The sequence below is a fragment of the Ruegeria sp. YTSC106 genome (assembly GCF_059609765.1).
Map to the genome: position 1 here is coordinate 1 of NZ_JBXWMI010000013.1, position 21,526 is coordinate 21,526.

Consider the following 21,526-nt stretch of genomic DNA (forward strand, 5'->3'; position numbering starts at 1 on the left):
AGTAAGATATCAAGCACTTAGCCTCGCAACTCGCAGGGCTTGCTGCGCTTGGAGCCTCCTCATGCGGCGCTGCAACGGTGCCCGCAACTTCTTGGCATCCGACACGTTCATGCCGCCAAACTTTGCTTTGTATTTGTAGAAAGTCGCATCACTGATGCCGTAGCTGCGACAAAGCTCCTGGTCTTTCACGCCCGCCTCGTACTCCTTGATCATTCCAATGATCTGTTCGTCTGAAAATCTGCGTTTCATGAGCCATCCTTTTCTTGGACGGATTACTAACATCTCAATGGCATGATTTCAGGGGGCTGGGTCGGGCGGCCACGCCCCTTTTTGCGGCCATACTGGTCGCAGTGCGATCTGCTTTTAGATAGGTCGCGTCAATCAGGACTGCCTTCTCTTCGCCGTGCACGGCGGTCAGACCGGCCAAGATCCGCGCGAAGATGCCTTTCTGGCTCCAACGCTTTCATCGGCTGCAAAGCGTCTTGTAAGGCCCGTATTTGCCAGAGGCATCTCGCCAGCGCAACCCATTGCGATTGATGAAGGTAATCCCACTCAACACCCGATTGTCATCACCCCGAGGCTTGCCGCGCCACTTCCGGAAGAAGGGCGCGCGCTTCGCCATCAGCTCGTCGGTTAGCCAACAAAGGTCGCTCAGGTCACCGCTCGGTTTTGACAGCCGAGAATCACGCGGCGCACCGAAAATCAATGCAGCCTAACCCAAGTCTGACCCGATAATTCCTTCAATCTTTGACAGGGTTGCGGAATTCACTGCGACACCCGCTTTGCTTGATGAAAGTCGGCTCCTGCGGCGGCCATCGCCGGGCAGATGCGCACCGTCCTGAGCTCTGATCGATTCAACCAAAGTCGCCATGGCGTTCGAAAACGCGCCACCGGACGACGCTGCGGGATCAATCGCAATGAAAAACTGCCCGGTCTTTGGGGGGCCACCGGCAGTTCCGGAAAAAGGCGAAGCGTTCAACCCAAGTGTTGATCCCGTAAGGGCAGCGGCCATGACTTCGGTCAGCAAAGCAACACCCACGCCTTTGTAGCCGCCCGAAGGGGCCATGCTGCCTTTCAGACCAACGTTAGGGTCCGTTGTCGGGTTCCCGTCAGCGTCCAGCGCCCATCCGACGGGAATGGCCTTTCCTTCCCGTGCATGCTTCATCACTTCGCTCTTGGCGATGGTGCTGGCGCTTTGATCAATCAGCAGCGCGGGTTGACCATCCGTACCCGGTGCAGCGATGGAGAACGGATTGGTACCAACAACAGGTTTCGATCCGCCCGAAGGTGCGATGGATGCTGGCGCATTGGTGAACCCCAATCCAACCAGCCCTGCCTGGGCCAGCCGATAAGTGTGATAGCCGAGAACACCGCAATTGTAGCTGTTGGTAATTGCCAATGCGGCGATACCCTGTTCTCGTGCCGCCGGGATCAACGCCTCAAAACCCAGATCAATGGCCGAATGTGCAAACCCGGTTTTGGCATCGACCCGGACGAGGCCGGGACGCGGGGTTTCAAGGGCCGGTTTTGCCTGACCGTCCACCTTGCTGCACTGAACATGCTCGCAATAGATCGGGATATACGCCAGCCCATGGCTGGCAACGCCGTCTGCCTCGGTCGCGGCTGTGGCAACAGCCAAAGGGCGTGCGTTTTCTTCGCTTGTGCCGGCGGCAACCAGCGCATTGAAGGACAGCTCTTCGATTTCGGCAAGCGAGAGAGTTCTGGTTTCAGTCATCGGATCATCCTTCAATCGTTGTCTGACAAGCCTGAACCAGCGCCAAGCAGTCGGGATTCTTCAGTTGCGGGAGCGTAGGTGCGATGCGCCACGGTGTTGAGGAGCTGCCAGGTCTCAGGATTTGGAGCAGCGCGGCTATGCATGGAACGAGCGGATTGAATGTGGTCAACTTCGGCTATCACGACACGGTCAGCCCGGTCCGTTCCGAAGTCTTCACAATTTAGATGAATGCCATCTGTTTTCGCGGAAACACCGTCGATCGTGACTTCCAGGATTGTCTTTCGCCTTTTAGCCATAATGGCGACAAAGGGAAGCAGCAGAAGCGGCGCGGCAACGTTTGAAACCGAAACCGCGCCTTGGGACAGCGCAGTCGGAGAGTCCGACAAAGCCGTTCCGGTCATCAGCGGGCATAGGTCCTGTTCACTGGTCCATATACCGTTCTGGACCTCTGGAACGTGATGTTCCAAGCCGGGTACAAATTCGCGCCGGAGCAGCTGAGCCAGGATCGCGGGTCCGTCGAACCCCTGGGCGCACAGCCATCGGGTTGCTTTTGCGGCTTCTTCCGCCACACCCCAGGAATATCCGGCCCCACGGGTTGCGCGTTTGGCGGTGGCTTCTACTTCGTTCAACGAGAAGGTCATTGCACAACCTCCGGATAAACCCAAAGATCGGCGTTCCCGGTGTTCAGCTCATCCGGGTAGGGTGCACCTGCATACATGCAGATACGCACCCACCGATCCGAACGCGGGTCAAAATGCGTTGCACCAAAGAAGGACAGTTTGGCGCGCAGCATATCAATGGGCATCACCTGCGCGCTGATCGTGTTGTCACGAATTTCACCGTACGGTGCGATGCGGCTGATTTGTGCGCGGCGTACGGTATGGCGGTGTTCCGGATGGCGCAACAGAAACTCTGCTATCGGAGTGTCATCAGGCCAGTCCTGCATTGCATCGAAAGCCAAGGTCGCATCCCGTGCCGGTGCAAGAGGTTGTTCATAATCCGAGATCGGTTCTTCGAACCGTTCCCCCAGTCGGGGTTCCAGCTTTTCTTCGGATACGTACCACGCACGCGCGCAGTTTTCGGCGGCGGTCCAATCAAGGTTCAGGGCCCAGTCAAAACTGTTCCGGATCAACGCACGCACCGCCGATACCGGCATTGTACCATCAATCACCTGCGCGGCCGTGTTGGTGTCCGCCATGCAACTCGCAAGCCCGTCAACAAGCGTGCCATAAGGTTCAAGGATCAGAGAGGCCAGCAGCTCTTGGCCTTCTTCGGTCAGCGTGGTTTTGGACCAACAGATCAGACGGTTCCAGGGGTGGTCCTGTGTCAGGCCATCCTTGGCCAGATACTCTTCGATTTTTTGCAGATCCGAATTCAGGGCCGCCAGCTTTCTAATCTGAACGGGATGCTCAGACTGCCACCATGCGATTGACTGTTTGCTGCGCGTAAAGATATCGCGAAATGTGCGGGCCTCCTTAACCGAAGCCGCCCCAATAGACCGAACGCGCGAGATTGCCTCTTCCCGCACCATGATCCAGTTGTTGAACAACACCGGGTGATTGACGATGAATGGAGCCATACCCAGACCAGTCGAATTTCCGATGCCCAACCAACGGGCGATGTCTGGATCAAGCTCTGCGGTCCGATCCCCGCCTTTGACCTGCGCCATATGCTGCACCAGATCGCGCACAAAGACACGGGTCAGATAGACCGACAGCATCTCGATCTGGAATGGACCGCTGACTTCAACCCGGCAGGCTGTCTTTTCACGGTCCGCTGCGCCAAATTTGCCCGACCCATAAACTGCCGTGGTCCGCATCAGATAGCCGACCTTGTAGATCTGTTCGAGATCGGGTTGCTGCCCCACTGCAAGACGATCCACCACATGAGCCCAAAGCCGCACGGAACGGTTGGCCCGAGACAGGGACAATTCGGCTTCGCTGACGCGTCCGGCTTCTTGCAACGGAACGTTCTGCGACAGACGATCGATATCTTTCGCCGTTGGAATGCCGTCAAACAAGGTGAAGGTGGCATCCCAGGCCTCGGCGATCACCCGGTCGGATCGTTGTTCGGGTGGCAGGTCGTGGGCAAAGGCGACCAGCGAATATGCCCGATCGGGGCCTTGCGCGGTATAGACCGCATGACCTACACCTCTGTCGTCAATTTCAAACGCGGGACGTGAAAAGCTCCAGTTTTCTTCGGCCATGCGGCGGGTCAGTTGCCGCATAAAGCTGAGCCGACATTGGTGTAGCGATCCCAACCGTGACAGCCGCATGACCGTGGCTGGGTCACGTCTGGCGATCTCTGTCTGCGCGTGTGGTTCCATTTGGTTACCTTTGTGGGACGAAGTTCTCGGCAAAGAACCGATACCAGTTCCTGCCCATGATCCCGGCCACTTCGTCATCGTTCAGGCCGGTCGCGCGTAACCCTTTTTCGATGTTGCCAAAGTCTCGATTGTCCTGAAACCAGCCCGGCATTGGTGGGAAGCCCGGAGCCGAGGCAGAGCCTTCGCCATAGTCGATTTCTTTCGTCCAGCGCCCCACACGCATCCATTCAACGACGCTGTCGGGCTGATCCTGACACAAGTCAGTGCCGATCCCCAGATGTTCGGCCCCGTGTTTATCGGCAGTGCGGGCGATCATTTCGCAGAAGCTCTCCAGCGTGCAATCGGACTTGTCCTTCAGGTGGTGAGGGTAGACCGAAAAGCCCAGCATCCCACCTTTTTCCGTTACCGCGCGGATGACGTCATCCCGCTTGTTGCGTAGGGCCGGGGACCATGCGTGCGGATTGGCGTGTGTAATCGCGATGGGCCGGTCCGAGATTTCAGCCGCTTCGATCGTGGAACGGTCTGCCGAATGGCTCATGTCGACCACAAGGCCCACGCGGTTCATTTCTTTGATGACCTGCTTGCCCATACGTGTGATGCCGGTATCTTCGGCCTCGTAACAACCGGTCGCCAGCAGGGATTGGTTGTTATAGGTCAGTTGCATGAACCGCGCGCCCAGATCGTGCAGGATTTCGACCAGTCCGATATCGTCTTCGATGGGTGACGGGTTTTGAAATCCGAAGAACACTGCGGTTCGGCCTGTTTCACGGGCTGTGTCGATATCGCTGGCCCACCGGCCTTTCATGATCAGGTCCGGATACTGCTCAAACCAGCGGTTCCATTTCTCAAAATTCAGAACTGTTTCGCGGAAATTCTCATGATAGGCGATGGTGACGTGGATCGCGTCCACGCCCCCTTCGCGTAGCTGGCGGAAGATCTTTTCCGACCAGTTGGCATATTGCAGGCCATCGATCCGCATCATACGGGGCCTGCGCTGATATAGGCGGTTTTGACGGTCGTGTAGAATTCAGCCGCCGCCTTGCCCTGTTCGCGTGGTCCGTACGAGCTGTCACCTCGGCCGCCGAAAGGCACGTGATAGTCAGTACCAGCGGTGGGCAGATTGACTGTCACAACGCCGGTGTGTGCATTGCGACGGAAATGGGTGGCGCGGGCCAGCGACTTGGTCACGATGCCCGAGGTCAGGCCGAAATTTGTGTCGTTGACCACGCTCAGCGCCTCGTCATAGCTGCCGACCTTGATGACGGATGTCAGAGGCGCAAACATTTCTTCACGGTTGATGCGCATATCGTTGGTGGTGTTCAGGAATACGCCCGGCGACATGTAGAAACCGTCATGGGGCATCTCCAGCCGCTGACCACCACAGGCCAGTTCGGCGCCTTCGGATTTGCCCAGATCGACATAGGCGAGGTTTTCATTCAACTGCTGCTGGCTGACGACCGGACCCATCTGAACCCCGTCCTCCAGCGCGTGGCCAACCTTCATGGCCTGTGCACCGGCCACCAGTTTTTCGACGAAGGCATCATGGATGCCCGCGTGGACGACCAGACGCGACGAAGCGGTGCACTTCTGACCGGTGCCGCCAAAGGCCCCGCCCAGCGCCAGCGTCACCGCCAGATCCAAATCGGCATCGTCCATCACGGCCAGCGCGTTCTTGGACCCCATTTCCATCTGCACCTTGGTCAGGTTCTGGATCGCCGCAGCAGCAATGCCTTTACCCACGGGAACCGATCCGGTGAATGAAATCGCATTGACCTTGGGGCTTTCCACCAGACGCTGACCGATGGAACGGCCCGAGCCCATCACCAGGCTGAACAGACCCTTGGGAATGTCTTGCCGCGCGATGATTTCGGTCAGTGCCACGGCCGAGGCAGGGGTGATATTGGCGGGCTTCCACACAACCGCGTTGCCATAGCAAAGCGCCGGGGCGATCTTCCACGAGGCCGTTGCGGTGGGGAAGTTCCACGGGCTGATGATGGCAACCACGCCAACAGCCTCGCGGCGCACGTCAACCTCGATGTCCGGGCGCACGGAATCGGCGTTCTCACCGATCTGTCGCAGACATTCGGCAGCATAGTAAGTGAAGAACTGACCGGCGCGGTAAACCTCGCCCTTGCCTTCGGCCAGCGGCTTGCCTTCTTCGCGGCTCAGCAATGTGCCAAGTTCCTCGGCACGGGCCATCAGTTCGTTGCCGATGGCGTTCAGTACGGCCTGCTTGCGCTCTAACCCGTAGGCAGCCCACTCCAACTGTGCCACACGCGCCTGGTCCAGCGTTGCCTCAAGCTGATCGGCACTGGCCTGCGCGAACATACCGACCAGATCGCTCAGGTCCGATGGATTGCGGTTTTCAATTTCGCTTTCACCCGCCAGCCATTCGCCGGCAATCAGATTCAGTTTGGTCACGTCAGGCCCCAACTTCGTAAGTTCAGTTTGCGAAAGAATGGAACTTGCTGGCGATATCAGTCAAACTCAAATAACTTTAGTAAATTTCAGAAAGATTGAAGTATGGCCGTGAAAGTAGAAATGCTGCGGTGCTTTTGCACCGTGGCACAAACCGGAAATCTTGCCGAGGCAGCCAGCCGTCTGGGCAGGACACAATCTGCCGTCTCAATGATGCTGAAGCAATTCGAAGAGCATCTGGGCAAGAAGCTGTTTGAAGGGGAACGGAAAAACCACCTTTCGCCGCTGGGTCAGCAAGTTCTTGACCTCTCACTCAAACAGGTGCGGGATTTTGACCAGGCCGTTCAGAACATTGAACTGGCGGCACAGGCCGAGCATGGGTTGATCCGTATCGTATCGGTGCCGTCCGTGGGGGCGTTGGTCTTTCCTGCCCTGCTGGATCATATGACTTCTCGCTTTCCCGGCCTGAAGATCGAGTTGCGTGACGGAGATTCGCAGCAGGTTTTGGATGCGGTTGCCGGCGACACGTCTGATATCGGCATTGCGTCCGGCCATCATCCACTAAACGGGGTCAGTGCAGAGCCGCTGTTTCAGGATCGCTTCGGGTTGGTTGCAGCGTCCGATCATCCGCTGATGACACGGGCAGAACCGCCAGCCATTTCGGATCTGGTGGCTGAGTCTTTCGTTCGAAACGCCCTGTGTGACTTTATCGAGTCCGCGCCTTTCAGAGAGATTCTGGACGGAGCCGAGGTTACCATTCACAACACGCATTCCCTGATCACGACGGTCAGAGCAGGCCAATGGATAACGGTCCTGCCGCAGACCGTCGCGCAATTCATCCCGGACGCAGTTGGCTTTCGTCCGATTTCGGATTTGCCGGACAGGCGCGAGGTGTATCTTTATGTAAGGGAAAGAGCGCGATTTCGAGAAATCTCCGAGGCCTGCCGTTCATTTGTCCTGTCGAACGGGTTTGGAAATGCAAGCCAGGTGAACGCATGAAAAATGGATTAACCCTGCTCAAAATCACGAATTAATTTGGTTTTTGCAGACTCGGGCCCGCTGCCATGCTAGGTTCCCGCTTGAAGTGGGGGACTTCAGAGTGGCGATATGTCTCAAGACCTGAGGGGCTGGTTGAGCGCAAATGGATTGAACGAGTACGCGCAGGCCTTCATTGACAACAAGATTGACTTTTCCATTCTGCCAGATTTGACGGCAGAGGATCTGATCGAAATCGGTGTTACTGCTGTCGGCGATCGTCGGCGGCTTTTGCGTGCTATCGAGCAACTTGATTCCGCCCACACCGCGGCAGAGCCTGAACCAACGGCACCGCATGAACCCGCGCGGCGGCAGGTCACGGTGATGTTTGCTGACCTGACCGGGTTCACGAAAATTTCCAGCGAACTGGATGCCGAGGATCTGCACGCGCTGCTCAATCAGTTCTTCAGCAAAGTGGACAATGTGGTCGAAAAATACGGGGGTCGCATCGACAAGCATATTGGTGATGCGGTCATGGCTGTTTTCGGGGCGCCGATCTCACATACCAACGACACGGAAAGGGCAGCACGCGCTGCGGCTGAAATTCACGCGGTTCTTCCGACGTTATCGCCGCCGCTTTCCTGCCATATCGGCATCTCTTCGGGTCAGGTCATTGCCAGTTCAACCGGCAGCCAGTCACATACGGAATACACGGTGACAGGAGATGGCGTAAACTTGGCCTCCCGTCTCACGGACATATCAGCGGCAGGGGAAACGCTGGTCTCACATGACATTCAACGCGCGCTGGGTCCGTTGTTCGTGGGCGACTCCATCGGGGTCAAGGCGATCAAGGGGCTGAACGAACCGGTTGAGGTCTGGCGTCTGGACCGGTTGGCCAGGAACATTCGAACGAGACGGCACAAATTCATTGGGCGCGAGCGTGAAATGTCGATTTTCTCAGCCACGTTCGACCGGTGCCAGCGCCATGGCAAAGGTGAAGTACATATCGTTCTGGGCGAACCCGGAATTGGAAAAACCCACCTGTCCGAGCAGGTGGCGGAACTGGCCACCAGCCTGTCCTACACGATCCACAACGGCGTTGTGGTGGATTTCGGTGCGCGCGAAGGTCATTCAGCCATTCAGACCGTCGCCCGCAGCATTCTGGGACTTGAAGCGTCGGATGGGGCGGAAACAGGGGCGGCTGTCGCAAAAGACGCGATCAGCAGGGGCTGGGTCAGTCCTTCCAACGCCGCGCATCTCAATGCCTTGCTTGAGCTTGAGCAAGACCCGGGTCTGGCCGAGGTCTATGCCGTGATGGACAACAAGACCCGCCTGCGGGGTCGGCGTCAGGTTCTTGAGGAACTGCTTTCGGCCAGCAGCCAGGAATCGCCCCTGCTTATTCAGATTGAGGACATCCACTGGGCGACCCCTGACATCCTGACGGCCTGTTCGCATATCGCCGCAGCGACGCGGAATATTCCCTGTGTGTTGATGATGTCCAGTCGGGCCGAGGGCGATCCGATCGACAGGGACTGGCAGATGGCGACGGACGGCGCGCTGGTGTCAAAGCTGGAACTGGCGCCTATGGGAGAGGAGCATGTCAGACAACTGGTCGAAGAGTTCCGGGCCATCGATCAGGACTTGCTGGAAACATGTGTGCAACGGGCGGGCGGCAACCCGTTGTTTCTGGAACAGCTGTTGCGCAACACAGACGTGCTCAAGCAGGAAAGTGTGCCCGGAAGTATTCAGGGTATCGTCCAGTCGCGATTGGATGCATTGGATCGCACCAGTCGAACCGCCCTTCAGGCCGCATCGGTTCTGGGTCAAAGGTTCTCGCCCGAAGTTCTGAATTTCATTCTGGGCGAAGGACATCTGGATACAAGTAACCTGATCCGGTCGGCGTTGATCCGAGAGGCCGGACCTGATCTCATGTTTGCCCACGCGCTGATCCGGGACGGGTCCTATGCTACTTTGGTCAAATCCGAACGGGCCCGTCTGCATCGACAGGCGGCTCAGTGGTTTGAGGATCGAGATGCCACCTTGCGCGCCCAGCATCTGGACCGGGCCGGAGCCAATAACGCAGCGCAAGCCTATCTGGAGGCTGCGGATAAATTGATCCAAGCCTTCCGGTTCGACGACGCCAGCCCATTGATCGAGCGGGCTTTGGAATTGCCGTCCCCGGCGGGTGTCCGATTTGACCTGCTGTGCGCGCGGGGTGAAACGCATCGGTTGCAGGGGTTGTCAAACGAAGCCTTGGAGGAGTTCAAGGACGCGGCCAGTTTGGCGGAAACCGATGAACAAGTCGCGAGGGCGCATACCGGGTTGGCGCAGGCGGCGCGGCAAGCAAGCCTTTATCAGGACGCGCTGGAAGCGCTCGACATTGCTGAGGCAGCGGCAGAGCGCTGCGGGTCTGAAGAAGATGTGGCTCAGATAAACTACGTGCGCGGTAACGTTTACTTCCCGCTGGGTCGGAACACCGAAGCGCTGAAGGCCAACGAACGCGCCCTCTCGCTGGCTCGCAAGCTCGAGTCTGCTCGTCTGGAAGTCGGCGCGCTAAGTGGATTTGGCGACGCCAATTTCATGAATGCCACGATGAAGACGGCGACAGGATTCTACACCCAAGCCGTTGAACGGGCGCGTGAAAAAGGGCTGGTTCGAGACCTTGCGGCCAACCTGCACAATCTCAGTGTTGCGCGCAGCTATACGGGGGATGTCGGGCAGGGCAGAGCAGATGCCAACGAGGCGATTGAAATCTCGCAGACGTATTTTGCCTTCGTTCCGGAATGCGTCGCGCAAACATGCCTTGGTGTGGCCGAGACCTTTCTGGGCAGTCTCGACCGTGCGCTTGAAGCCTTTGGTGTCTCTGCCGAAATCGCAGAGCGCGTGGGGGCAAAACGCCTTGAAGCGCAGGCGTTGGAACACCTGGCCAGAACGCAGGTGTATGCCGGTCAAGCGGGGCGCGCACGTGAAACTGGTCTGCGAGCAGTCGAAATTGCGCTTGAACATGGCCGGAGTTTTGTTGGACCCAAGGCCCTTTCTGCATTGGCGATGGCCGAAACGGACCCGGATGAGCAAACACGCCTTTTGAAGCTGGGCTCTGAGATCATCGCCGAGGGATGTGTCGGCCACAGCCATTTGCACTTTTACCCCGATGCCAGCGTTGTCATGCTGGCGCGCGGTGATTGGGATGCCGCAATTGAATATGCGGATGGGCTTGCCGCGTTCACCAAGAATGAGCCTTTGCCAATGGTTGACCTGTCCATTCGTCAAGCACGACTATTGGCCGAGAGCGGGAAGCAGAATATCCCACCGTCACAGCATAGCGGATTTGCCGATCTGAATGAGCAGTTTGCGGCGATGGGCATCACGCAATCGTTGCTGGGCCGAGCGGATTTTCTGGCGGAATAGGCGGCAAGGCAGGTGGCTGAATGAGCGTCGAAAGAAAGGTGTGGCTTATCTCGGGTTTGCTGACCTTTGGGTTGGCCGCTTTGTTGCTCAAGCTTTGGATCGAACTGAACCATTTCGAAGGAGACCCGACACAACTGCCTGATCAGGCTGCGGTAGATGCATATCTGTGCAAGCTGGACGTTGCACCGGACTACCGTTTGAGAACGGGGATTTTCATAAAGTCTTTCAGCTTTCTTGGCGCCAGCGATATACAGCTTACCGGCTATATCTGGCAGCACTACAAAGCAGGTGAACATGATGCGATCATTCCTGCCGAAGGTGAGGCTGGGTTTCTTCTGCCCGAAGCGGTCGATACGGCAAACGGCCTTATCGAACAGGCCTATCGGTTGCCGCAACCCGACGGCGTTTTGATTGGTTGGTATTTCGAACAAACTCTGCGCCAGAGCTTCGACTACACCAGTTACCCCTTCGATCACAAAACGGTTTGGGTACGGTTCTGGCCGGCCTCTTTTGAGGTCAATGTCGCGCTGGTGCCCGACTTTGAGGCTTATCCGGCGACCGGACCGGATGACATCTTTGGGATCGACAACCGGATCGTGATGGGCACGTGGGAGCGTGAAAACACCTATTTCGATTACAAGCTGTCAAATCTGGATACGACGCTGGGCATACGACAGAACGCATACCAAACCAACGCACCCGAGTTGCATTACAACTTCGTTATCAAGCGCAATTTCGCAAACGCGTTCATCGTTCACATGATTCCATTGCTTGTTGTGGTGATGCTGCTGTTCGGTGCGGTCATGACCGTCACGCGCCGCGAGGGTCTGGTGGAGCGACATGACTTCAGCACGTCCAGCGTGATCGGCACCTGTTCGGTTCTGTTCTTCGTGATCCTGCTGGCCCATGTGCAGCTGCGCGAAGGATTTGCAGGCTCACCTGTGATCTACATGGAGTCGTTCTTTTTCCTTATGTATTTCTTGCTGCTGGCGGTTTCGATCAATACCTACCTTTTCGCCTCAGAGGCGGTGCCGTCGCTGCGGATCATCCACTATCGGGACAACCTGATTCCAAAGGCCAGTTTCTGGCCTTTCGTGTTGCTGTGCATGGTGGCGATCACGGCCTATAATCTCAGCATCAAGAACAGTTCCGAACCGCAACCGATCAGCACGCAAGAATGCTAGACCACGGGTTCAAACCCGGGTTTGGGTTCGCCCTGCGCCATATCCAGCGTGTAGTCGCTTACCACTTCAGATGTGCCCTCGCGCCAGCTTTTCAGGTACTTTTCCGGATCCGCGATCACATAGGCGTAGGCAGGTTTCATTACACCCTCGACGACGACGTTGATCTTCTTGCGGACATAGACATTCTGGGGTGAGCCGGGGCCGTGATACCCCTCCAGCCTGTCCAGTTCGCTGAGGCCGGATTCGGTGACACGGTAGACTTCTCCACCCACTTGCTTGCCCATCCCCTGCTGATCCACAAGCGTTGCCATGCGATGCAGATACCCACAGTTGGGATTGTCGCAGAATGGTTCCTTCGGGATGATCAGGGGCATCGGTTGCCGGGTGCGCGCCATTCCCACGAAGTCGTTCAGAACTTTGCTGTGTGCGTCATGATTGGGGAACCCCTGCTTCAGGGACCCATAGGTGAAATACAGGTAAGAGGGTTCTTTGACGGCTACGAAGCTTTCGTCACGCCCCTGTTCAGGGTCTTCCATCTTCAGGTTGTGATCTTGCGCCCAAGCGTCCAGCATGGCTCGGATTTCGGGTTCGATCTGCATGCCCTGAACGAATTCGATGCACGAGGTCGCATCCATGTCATCAGCACCCAGCAGAATCTCGACCATCTTCGGCGCCTTGTTCATCACCGCCACATGCAATGCCGTGAACCCGTGATCGTTGACAATGTTGACGTCGATATCACGATCGATCAGGTCCTGAGCAGCTTCATAATCCGGCTTGCCCAGATCATGGCCGCTTTCGTTCAGCTCACCTTCACCACCGGCTGCATAGTGCAGCAGGGAATCGCCATGGGCTTCGTCCACGATGTTGACGCCGACGATCTCTTCGTCGATGGCGCGGAACACGCGTTTCCATTCGTTGATGTCATCGGCGGCGGCAGCTTCGCGCGCCCATTTGCAGACGCGATATTTTTGATCGTCCAACTCCTCGAAGGCGTCCGCCAAAGCTTCCATGACCTGGTCCGGAGTTGCCATCATGCCGATACCCATCCGGCCGTTTGACAGGCGACCTTCGCGCGGCCCGATGAAGTCGACACCCAGCGTTTTCAGCTTGTCGACATTGTTCTGCGTGGTGATGTTGTTCCACATGTTCGTGTTGCAGGCGGGGCAAAGGATCACCGGTTTCTTCTGATACTGCCACGCCACAAAGACCGAGGTCAGAAGGTTGTCGGCAATACCGTTGGCCACTTTGCCCATCGTGTTGCAGGTGATGGGCGCCACGATGACGCAATCGGCCCAGTCGCACAGCGCCAGATGCGATGCCCGCACCGGCATGTCAAATTTCAAGTAGCGGAAATTCCACTCATCATCGTCGCGATAATAGTCATGATGGGTGATCTTGGCGTCGATCCGCTCGGCCCCGAAATCGCGAAAGAACTTCTCGGCCGAGACGGAGGGGATCAGTTTCACGTTATGCCCTGCATCGACGATGCGTTCGACGAGTTCCGGGATTTTGTCTGCCGCCGACGACCCGCAGGCGCACAACAATACGTTTCGCTTGCCGGCGTTGACCTGATTCATAACTCCTTTGGGATAGCCGAACGGGTTCTTTTCAAGGCTAGGGGTCTCATTCAGCTCTGATACAGGCAACCCTTCCGTGCGCATCTTAGCCTGCAATTCACCGGCCCTGATCATGTCCACAATGTCTTCCAGCTCATCGCTTTTGCTGATGCACCCGCCTTTGAAAAACAAATATGGCGGATCTGGTCTTTCGCCGAGTGTCACCAATTGCCGCCGCATCCTGATCATATTGGGATCGCGTCCACCCACATCGATCTGCTTGACGGTTGTTGCCCCGATATTCGAAAGAACGCTGCGCAGCATGTAGGACCAGGGGTCCTCATCTTCGTAGAACAGAACCATCTTATTGTGCTTGATGATACTGGCAACATCGCTTGGGTCTTCGGGCGGGTCGATCTCTTCGATCATCACCAATGCGGGGTCTTCCAGATCGCGCAACCCGCGGAAGATGTTGCCGCGCGGTGCCTGCCAGACCTGCGATGTCGCAGGGCTCATGTCGACTATGGTGACAACGTCCTGGTCCTCGTCATAAGCAATGCAAAGACACCAGAACTCTTCCAGCAGGGCGGTTTCCCGGTACACGTTGTCCGGCGGGCGGATCGCTTCGATCCCGGTGACGCGATTGAAATCGATATTGATCATCAGGTGACGATCTTTGTTGGTGTTCAGGCTTTTCAAGAGTGCCTTGAACCAGTCTTGCGGGGATTGGATCGATGTATCGTTACGGGTTTCAAAGCTTTGAAACGAACTGCTCAGATGCACGTTCTCGGACTGGCTAAGGTATTTTTGCGCCATGTCATGCATGTCTTCGGCAGTGGCGACCCGGCTGACGGCATCCGTAAACGATGCCTCTGTCGCCCGCAGCAGCTCGTCCTCGTCCACTCTGTTGTCGCCGTGAATGGCGAGGCTTTCCGCCAACACACCCAATGAGTTCATATTGGGCGTGGCCCGGCGGAACAGGTTGCGGCGTTTCTTGGGATCTTTTGCCAGGTAACGCGTGCTGTCGACGTAATTGCACCGCTGCTTGAACGTCTTCAGATGCGTCTTGACCGCTGCCCTTGCCGAAAACCGCAATAGGCCGCGGGACCGCATCGAGGTTCCGTCTCGATCTGACATGGCTTGCCACAACCGCTCCACGGTTGTTACCCAAAGCTTGCCGTATTTTTCAGGATGCACATCCATCATATGCACCAGCCCCGTGCTTGGGTTGCACTTGGCGATGACGGCAAAGTGGCCGCCGGGCATATCGTCTTTGCCATGGGCGACACCGACCTGGAAATTCGCCACCAGAATGTCGTTGTCACCGCCCAGGCGGTTGGATTCGTCGATCGCCTCAAGCAACAGCGGCACACTGGTTGTGTCTGCGTCCATGAAATAGGCCTGAACCTGAACCCTCTCGCGAAGCCCTTGTGTGTGGATGTAAGTGCAGGCGACGTCAAAAAGCTCGCCCAGCGAGATTCCATCGTTCACGACAAATGACGAAGGCAATGCGCATTCGCGGAAGATGTCATTCACTTCGCAGCTGAACCCCAGCGCCGACATGCTGAGGGCGGCCGCGGTGACACTGCAACAATTGATTGGCTGTTGAAAATTATGCAACTGAACGCTGACCAGATCACCAAACATCGTTGCAAAACAGGGTTGCCGGATGCTTTCTGGTATCTGAAGCCAGTTCTTGCTGGACAGGTACGCCAGCCGGGTTCCGTCCAGCGCAAGCGCTTCCAGGCTGACGGGGATATCCGAGATCTGCAGGTGTTCTTCATAGAAGTAATCGCCGACATCCGCACTGGCCAATGGATTTCCGTTCTGGCGCAACTGAACCACGCCGCGCAGCACGATATACATGCCGTTCGCTGGCAGAACCGTGTTTCCGGTCACCTCGATGCACTCGAAATGCGGGTTGATGACGGCTGGGTTCCCCGGAAGGACATCATATATCACCTTCCAGTCTGCGTCATTTGGGATGTATGATCTTGATTTTGAAATTTGATCTATGGGCACAACTGTTTCCCCCCGGAGTTGCGTTTCAATACTTCAATCTTCGATCAGCCAGTTTTTCTGGTTCTTCGAAGCTCAGATACCGGCCATTCAGAATAAAAGACCTGTCTGCTTTCCGTGCTTTTTCTGGCAAGGGCCGTATTGCTGACGGAAAAAGTTTGAACAAAATGGCCCAATTGGCTGCACAGTATCTGATTTTTGAATAAAAATCACGAGTGCAGTTACAGGGGCTGAGGGTGCTTTGCGTGGCGGAACATTTGCCATCCGAGATATGGAATGCACGGGCCAACGGTACCTGCTCGCAGGCAGCAATCAATGAATGGCTTTTTTGGTTTAGTCGAGGAAAAGGTAGTCCAACCGCATAATGGCCTGGGCTGTTTTTTCGTCGACCCCAAGAAACTTGGCAATAACCGCTTCATTGTCGGCGCGCGGTGCCGTTTCCCGCAGGCGCAGGTAATTGCCCAGCCGAGCGGCACGGATCTGTTCGGATTCGTAGCTCAGATCGTTGCGAAGAGTCGGCAGCAGCGATGCAACGGTTTCCGTTGGACTGTTGTCTCCGGCAAGCCCGACGCGACGCGCGTGGCCGATCAGATATTCGTCCGAGTATTCGCATTCGATCTCAAGCACATGGGTTTTGGCCTGGTCGCCGCAAAAATCTTCAAGTGCGTCCAGATTGGCTGGGTCTAGGCACAGCGCCAGCTGATTTGACCCGAAACTGTCGAACAACAGGCCCAGAACGGCGCGCCGGTGACGGGAACGCTTGGCCAGGGTGGATTCGATCCCGCCCAAATCCGGCAGCAAAGTATGTTCTTCGTTGAACAGGTATTCAACACAGGGGATGTCCGTTTCCGACGCGATCTGGTCGACAAGACGTTTGGCGACATGCCACTTCTTGCAGACGATCACAAACAGTTCTCGTTCAGGGCCGAGCGTACTTCCAGCCTCCCAAAAGCGTTGTCCGAACCGGCGGCCGATGCGCCCTCGACCGGTAAGAAACGCATACAGATTGCGCCCCTCGTTCGAGACAGGGAAATCAACACCCTCGCTCGCATACAGCGAGCCGAGACGGTCTTTCAGCTCAAGCGCCTCTGCGCTGATCTTGCGCGCGAACAGATAGTCCTGGCCCAGCAACATGTCATAATGGTCGTTGTAGAACGTGACCGGCATTCCATAGTCCGAGAACATCAGGAATGTCAGCGTTCGGTTTTCAATCTCGCTTTTCGGGATCAGGTGGCGCACCAGGGTCTGAAAGAAGGTTTCATCAGGTATCCACGTGGTCGAGAAAAACCGTATCACATCCCGGCGCTGACGCAGGAAATCCAGAATCATTTCGACTGTTCTGCGACGCAGGCACCACCATTGGCTGCCGATCATCATCTGAATGTCCTGGGGGATGTCCCGTGTCAGACCAAGGCGCTTTTGCATTTCATAGGCCGCATAAAACAGCTTGGACTGCGTACGCTCGTTGAAGTAGTGGCGATAGATCAGCCTGTCTTCCTTCATGCCGGTCTTGATCCAGTTGCTGGCAAAAAAGTCGTGGCTTTCAATGAAATCCTTGTCGTGCTCATCCAGAAAACGGTGCGTGTATTCTGCCGTTTTGATCGCCATGCAGTCACCGGACAGCATGTAGAAATGAGTGGCGCGGGGGAAAGTTTCGACGGCGGCTTGCAGGGCGTTCAGCGTGGCCCGCACCAGAGACCATTCGCCCCAGCCGCATTTGACGCGCTTTTTCGCAAAGGTCACATTGGGGTTCTGATCCAGCGCGGACCGAATGCGTTCATGTGCTTTGGTGCTGGCGCTGGCGTCAAAATGGATGGCCATGCAATCGCCAGCTGCAGTCAGTTGTTCGGCCTGAGCAATGATGGCCTCGGGGTCCTTGTGACACAGCAATATATAGGCGACTTTTGCCATAGAGATAACGCAATATCCGTTTCTGCCTGATTTCAACCGTGATACTGAGGATGAACGATTGAATAAACAGAATAATTTTGGTTCTTTGTTACCAAAAGCTGGTGTATCGGATCGAGACCAGGCCAGCGAAGGAGGCGCAGCAGATGGGGTTTCCCGGTACCTGGATGACCGAGAGCGAAAGCATGGTGTACCGTGTGGTGCCCAAATGTGCCTGCTCGACCATTGGTCAGATCATGTATTATTCGGACCATGGTCAGTTTTTCGATGGTGATATCCATGACGCTAAGGACGGCATGCATAAATGGGCGTTTGATCAGAGTCAGGGCCTGATATCGAACAATGTGCGCAATCACGCGTCGTATTCTTTTACTTGCGTGCGCAATCCTTATACCCGCATCCTAAGCTCATTCTTTGACAAGATCTGCGGCATTCAGCGCAACGGTAAGCGATACCGCGGCAATCTGGTTCCGACGCTGATCTACAACTATGGGATCGAAGTGGGCGGTGACGACGGCAAAGGAGAGTTTGACCAGATCGCCAGCTTCCGCCGGTTTCTGTTGTTTGCGCGCGATACGATCCGGTGGCGGCGTCCGATGGACCCGGACATTCACTGGTCTGCGATGTCAGGCCACGTGTCTACTTTCATCGTGAACGGCGGTCATTATGACCGGATTTTCTGGACCGAAGCGTTCAACGACGGGATGCAGGATGTTCTGGACAATGTCGAGCTGAAGCACTCGGTTACATTGTCCGAGATCCCACGGTTCAATGAATCTGAAGGCCACGGACCAAAACGTGCGCATCCGGTCGAGGATTACTTCGACGATCTGTCGATGCATCTGGTCTATGAGATCTACAAGCAGGATTTCGAGCTGTTCAAATACGACTTCGAAAACCCGGCCAACAAGATGCCGATCGGCGAAATTGATCTGAACGAAATTCACGCCAAGTTGGGCGACTGACGGTAGGGTGCTCCCGCCCATCGTCGATATTTCTTGCGAAACATCTCCTCTGGTTGGGCCCGGCGCCGCGCATTGCGCGGCGCCGGGCCCAAAGCCAAATGCAGCCTCAGCGAAGCTGATGGTGCGATATGGGAGCGGGAGTTCCTGTGGGCGGCCGATTTACCGGTCTGCTGAGTCAGCAAACCGGTCCCGCAGATGTTCAGACTTGACGTACTGCCCCTTTCGCCGCGCTGGTCGTCAGCTTGGCGTAGGCCTTGAGCGCAGTGGACACCTTGCGTTTGCGCGGCGCGGCAGGCTCCCAACCCTTTGCGTCCTGTTCCTTGCGACGCTCTGCCAGCTCTTCATCCGAAACCGCCAGATGAATGGTGCGGTTGGGGATGTCGATCGCGATCGTGTCACCGTTCTGCACCAGACCAATCTCACCGCCTTCGGCCGCCTCGGGTGATACATGTCCGATCGACAGACCGGATGTGCCGCCCGAAAAACGACCATCGGTCAGCAGGGCGCAGGCTTTACCCAGTCCTTTAGACTTCAGATATGACGTCGGATACAGCATTTCCTGCATCCCCGGGCCGCCGCGCGGGCCTTCATAGCGGATCACCACCACGTCGCCTTCTTTCACCTTGCCGGTGAGAATGTCGTTGACTGCCTGATCCTGGCTTTCGCACACGTAAGCCGAGCCAGTAAATTTCAGGATATTTGCGTCTACGCCAGCAGTTTTCACGATACAGCCGTCGCGGGCAATATTACCGAACAGAACGGCCAGACCGCCATCCTGACTGAACGCGTGTTCTTTCGAACGGATCACGCCACCTTCGCGGTCGGTGTCCAGTTCCTTGTACCGGTTGGACTGGCTGAACGCTTGTGTGGTACGCACACCACCAGGGGCGGCTTTGAACAGTTCTTGTGCCTTAGGGTTATTGGCGACCTTGATGTCCCAGTTGGCAATTGCCTCGCCCATCGTTGCCGAATGTACCGTGCTGCATTCTTCGTGCAGCAGGCTTGCGCGGCTGAGCTCTCCGAGAATCGAGAAGATACCACCGGCGCGGTGGACGTCTTCCATGTGCACGTTTTCGGTGTTGGGCGCGACTTTGCAAAGGCAGGGAACACGGCGGCTCAGGCGGTCCATGTCGGTCATGGTGAAATCAACCTCACCCTCATGCGCGATCGCCAGCAGATGCAGAACCGTGTTGGTCGACCCTCCCATGGCGATGTCGAGGCTCATGGCGTTTTCGAACGCGTCAAAGTTGGCGATCTCGCGCGGCAAGAAACCCTTTTCGTCCAGATCGTAATGGCGCTTGGTGATCTCAACGATCCGGCGGCCTGCCTCCAGGAAAAGCTCTTTGCGGTCGGCATGTGTAGCAAGTGTCGAGCCGTTACCCGGCAGGGCCAGACCCAGCGCTTCGGCCAGGCAGTTCATCGAGTTCGCGGTGAACATGCCCGAACAGGACCCGCAGGTCGGACAGGCATTCTCTTCGATGTGCTGAACCTGTTCGTCCGTGAACTTGTCGTCTGCCGCAGCCACCATCGCATCGACGAGGTCGATTTTTTTGGCATCCAGATCAGCGATATCGATCTTGCCGGCCTCCATAGGCCCGCCCGAGACAAAAATGGCCGGGATGTTCAGGCGCATCGCAGCCATCAGCATACCGGGGGTGATCTTGTCGCAATTCGAAATGCAGACCATCGCATCCGCGCAATGCGCGTTGACCATGTATTCGACCGAGTCCGCAATGACTTCGCGGGAAGGAAGTGAATACAGCATGCCGTCATGGCCCATTGCGATGCCGTCATCAACCGCGATCGTGTTGAACTCTTTTGCAACACCACCAGCGGCTTCAACCTCGCGCGCAACCATCTGGCCCAGATCCTTCAGGTGAACATGACCGGGCACGAACTGGGTGAACGAGTTGACGATGGCAATGATCGGTTTGCCAAAATCATCGTCACCCATGCCTGTGGCACGCCAAAGGCCGCGTGCGCCGGCCATGTTGCGGCCATGGGTTGAGGTTCTGGATCGGTACAATGGCATAATGCTGTTTCCCTATTTCCTCGGGTTGCATGTCTTGGGGTTCGTGCGTTATAGCGCACGTACCACATGTGCGCTATAACGCACAAGAGGATTCGAAAGACGACACGATGGCAATGGACGACATTACGCTGAAGTTACGGGATGTACGCGCGGCATCAGGGCTGAGCCTGTCCAAGGTGGCGGAAATGACCGGTGTCAGCAAAGCCATGCTGGGTCAGATCGAACGGGGCGAATCCAGCCCGACGATTGCCACGCTCTGGAAGATCGCCAAAGGGTTCCAGGTGCCCTTGAGCGCGTTGATCGACACAATGCAGGGCGACCCATCGGTCTTTCAGACCGTGACTTTCCCCGGCAGTATCGAGGTCAAGATCGTCTTCCCCTTCGATCCTGCATTGGGGGCCGAAACCTTTCACGTGAGTCTTAACCCAAACCAGAGTCACGAGTCGCCCGCGCACGCTGCCGGGGTGACCGAGGAAGTGTTTGTCCTTAGCGGCACTTTGGAAATTCTTCGTGATGGGGAATGGGTTCCCTTGCAGGCAGGGCAGGGTCTGCGGTTTGCGGCAGATGTGCCGCACGGATACCGTGCCGGTGTGCACGGCGCTGCATTTCTGAACATGCATCATTACGCCCAAGACACAGAGTTTCCTGAAAACGGCAGGGACCCTACATGACCGCATTTTTCGACAGCCTGACCATCGTGGACGCCATCGGCTCGTTCGGAGCACTGATCGTGGTGGCCGCGTATTTCGCGACGCAGATGCGAATGATGAATTCGGATGATCTGGCTTTTCCGGTGATCAACCTGCTGGGATCCGTCCTGATCGTCTATTCCCTGCTGCAGAATTTCAATCTGGCCTCGATGCTGATCGAGGGTTTCTGGATCGTGATCAGTATCATCGGCATCATTCAGCACGTCCGCCTGCGCCGGGTGCGATAAATCCAGAGGTTAACAGGCGCTAGCGCTATCCAGTCTTGAACCCCCAAGCTGCCGGGTATA

Annotated in this window: 15 protein-coding genes and 1 pseudogene; 6 read left to right on the forward strand and 10 right to left on the reverse strand. The window is 56.5% G+C overall.

Going from position 1 to position 21,526, the window contains the following annotated elements; genetic code table 11:
• Nucleotides 1–9: 9 nt before the first annotated feature.
• From AC2FEB_RS16820 to AC2FEB_RS16850, 7 genes and pseudogenes are all read right to left on the reverse strand, one after another.
• Complete coding sequence (locus AC2FEB_RS16820) at nucleotides 10–282, reverse strand: transposase (RefSeq protein ID WP_496675296.1); 273 nt, start codon at nucleotides 280–282, stop codon at nucleotides 10–12.
• Between the two features lie 28 nt (nucleotides 283–310).
• Nucleotides 311–655, reverse strand: a pseudogene (locus AC2FEB_RS16825) (transposase); the annotation flags it as partial.
• Nucleotides 656–712: 57 nt separating this feature from the next.
• On the reverse strand, nucleotides 713–1,735 hold the full coding sequence (locus tag AC2FEB_RS16830; RefSeq protein ID WP_496675294.1) for an Ldh family oxidoreductase: 1,023 nt from the start codon (nucleotides 1,733–1,735) through the stop codon (nucleotides 713–715).
• A gap of 11 nt (nucleotides 1,736–1,746) precedes the next feature.
• Entirely contained in the window at nucleotides 1,747–2,376 is a 630-nt protein-coding gene (locus AC2FEB_RS16835) for a DUF3726 domain-containing protein (protein ID WP_496884227.1), read from the reverse strand.
• Complete coding sequence (locus AC2FEB_RS16840) at nucleotides 2,373–4,061, reverse strand: hypothetical protein (protein WP_496675290.1); 1,689 nt, start codon at nucleotides 4,059–4,061, stop codon at nucleotides 2,373–2,375. Before AC2FEB_RS16840 ends, AC2FEB_RS16835 begins: the two co-directional genes overlap by 4 nt.
• A gap of 4 nt (nucleotides 4,062–4,065) precedes the next feature.
• Nucleotides 4,066–5,040: a membrane dipeptidase gene (locus tag AC2FEB_RS16845; RefSeq protein WP_496884242.1), complete on the reverse strand. Its 975-nt coding sequence runs from the start codon at nucleotides 5,038–5,040 to the stop codon at nucleotides 4,066–4,068.
• The gene (locus tag AC2FEB_RS16850; protein WP_496675288.1) at nucleotides 5,040–6,482 is read right to left on the reverse strand and encodes an aldehyde dehydrogenase family protein; all 1,443 of its coding nucleotides are present in this window, start codon (nucleotides 6,480–6,482) and stop codon (nucleotides 5,040–5,042) included. Before AC2FEB_RS16850 ends, AC2FEB_RS16845 begins: the two co-directional genes overlap by 1 nt.
• Nucleotides 6,483–6,584: 102 nt before the next feature.
• On the opposite strand from AC2FEB_RS16850, the gene AC2FEB_RS16855 reads away from it, so the two are divergent.
• The 3 genes from AC2FEB_RS16855 (at nucleotide 6,585) to AC2FEB_RS16865 (ending at nucleotide 12,046) form a co-directional block, all read left to right on the forward strand.
• Nucleotides 6,585–7,478: a LysR family transcriptional regulator gene (locus AC2FEB_RS16855; RefSeq protein ID WP_496675286.1), complete on the forward strand. Its 894-nt coding sequence runs from the start codon at nucleotides 6,585–6,587 to the stop codon at nucleotides 7,476–7,478.
• Between the two features lie 108 nt (nucleotides 7,479–7,586).
• Nucleotides 7,587–10,862, forward strand: a complete 3,276-nt coding sequence (locus AC2FEB_RS16860) for an adenylate/guanylate cyclase domain-containing protein (protein WP_299900286.1) — start codon at nucleotides 7,587–7,589, stop codon at nucleotides 10,860–10,862.
• A gap of 20 nt (nucleotides 10,863–10,882) precedes the next feature.
• A complete protein-coding gene (locus AC2FEB_RS16865; protein ID WP_496675284.1) occupies nucleotides 10,883–12,046 on the forward strand; it encodes a hypothetical protein in 1,164 nt (387 codons plus the stop codon).
• On the opposite strand, the gene AC2FEB_RS16870 is transcribed toward AC2FEB_RS16865, so the two are convergent.
• Nucleotides 12,043–15,567 (reverse strand): flavoprotein, encoded by a 3,525-nt coding sequence (locus AC2FEB_RS16870; protein WP_496675282.1) that lies wholly within the window; start codon nucleotides 15,565–15,567, stop codon nucleotides 12,043–12,045. The genes AC2FEB_RS16865 and AC2FEB_RS16870 overlap by 4 nt on opposite strands.
• Before the next feature lie 390 nt (nucleotides 15,568–15,957).
• On the reverse strand, nucleotides 15,958–17,535 hold the full coding sequence (locus AC2FEB_RS16875; protein ID WP_496675280.1) for a DUF5928 domain-containing protein: 1,578 nt from the start codon (nucleotides 17,533–17,535) through the stop codon (nucleotides 15,958–15,960).
• 143 nt (nucleotides 17,536–17,678) lie between these two features.
• Between AC2FEB_RS16875 and AC2FEB_RS16880 the strand changes: the two genes are divergently transcribed.
• Nucleotides 17,679–18,497: a sulfotransferase family protein gene (locus AC2FEB_RS16880; protein ID WP_496675278.1), complete on the forward strand. Its 819-nt coding sequence runs from the start codon at nucleotides 17,679–17,681 to the stop codon at nucleotides 18,495–18,497.
• 199 nt (nucleotides 18,498–18,696) lie between these two features.
• On the opposite strand, the gene ilvD is transcribed toward AC2FEB_RS16880, so the two are convergent.
• A complete protein-coding gene (gene ilvD / locus AC2FEB_RS16885) occupies nucleotides 18,697–20,529 on the reverse strand; it encodes a dihydroxy-acid dehydratase (RefSeq protein ID WP_496675276.1) in 1,833 nt (610 codons plus the stop codon).
• A gap of 107 nt (nucleotides 20,530–20,636) precedes the next feature.
• Here ilvD and AC2FEB_RS16890 point away from each other — a divergent pair, with 107 nt between their 5' ends.
• Together AC2FEB_RS16890 and AC2FEB_RS16895 are read left to right on the forward strand one after the other, a co-directional pair.
• The gene (locus AC2FEB_RS16890) at nucleotides 20,637–21,200 is read left to right on the forward strand and encodes a helix-turn-helix domain-containing protein (RefSeq protein ID WP_496675274.1); all 564 of its coding nucleotides are present in this window, start codon (nucleotides 20,637–20,639) and stop codon (nucleotides 21,198–21,200) included.
• On the forward strand, nucleotides 21,197–21,466 hold the full coding sequence (locus tag AC2FEB_RS16895) for a CBU_0592 family membrane protein (RefSeq protein WP_117871091.1): 270 nt from the start codon (nucleotides 21,197–21,199) through the stop codon (nucleotides 21,464–21,466). The genes AC2FEB_RS16890 and AC2FEB_RS16895 overlap by 4 nt, the downstream gene beginning before the upstream one ends.
• Nucleotides 21,467–21,526: the final 60 nt, after the last annotated feature.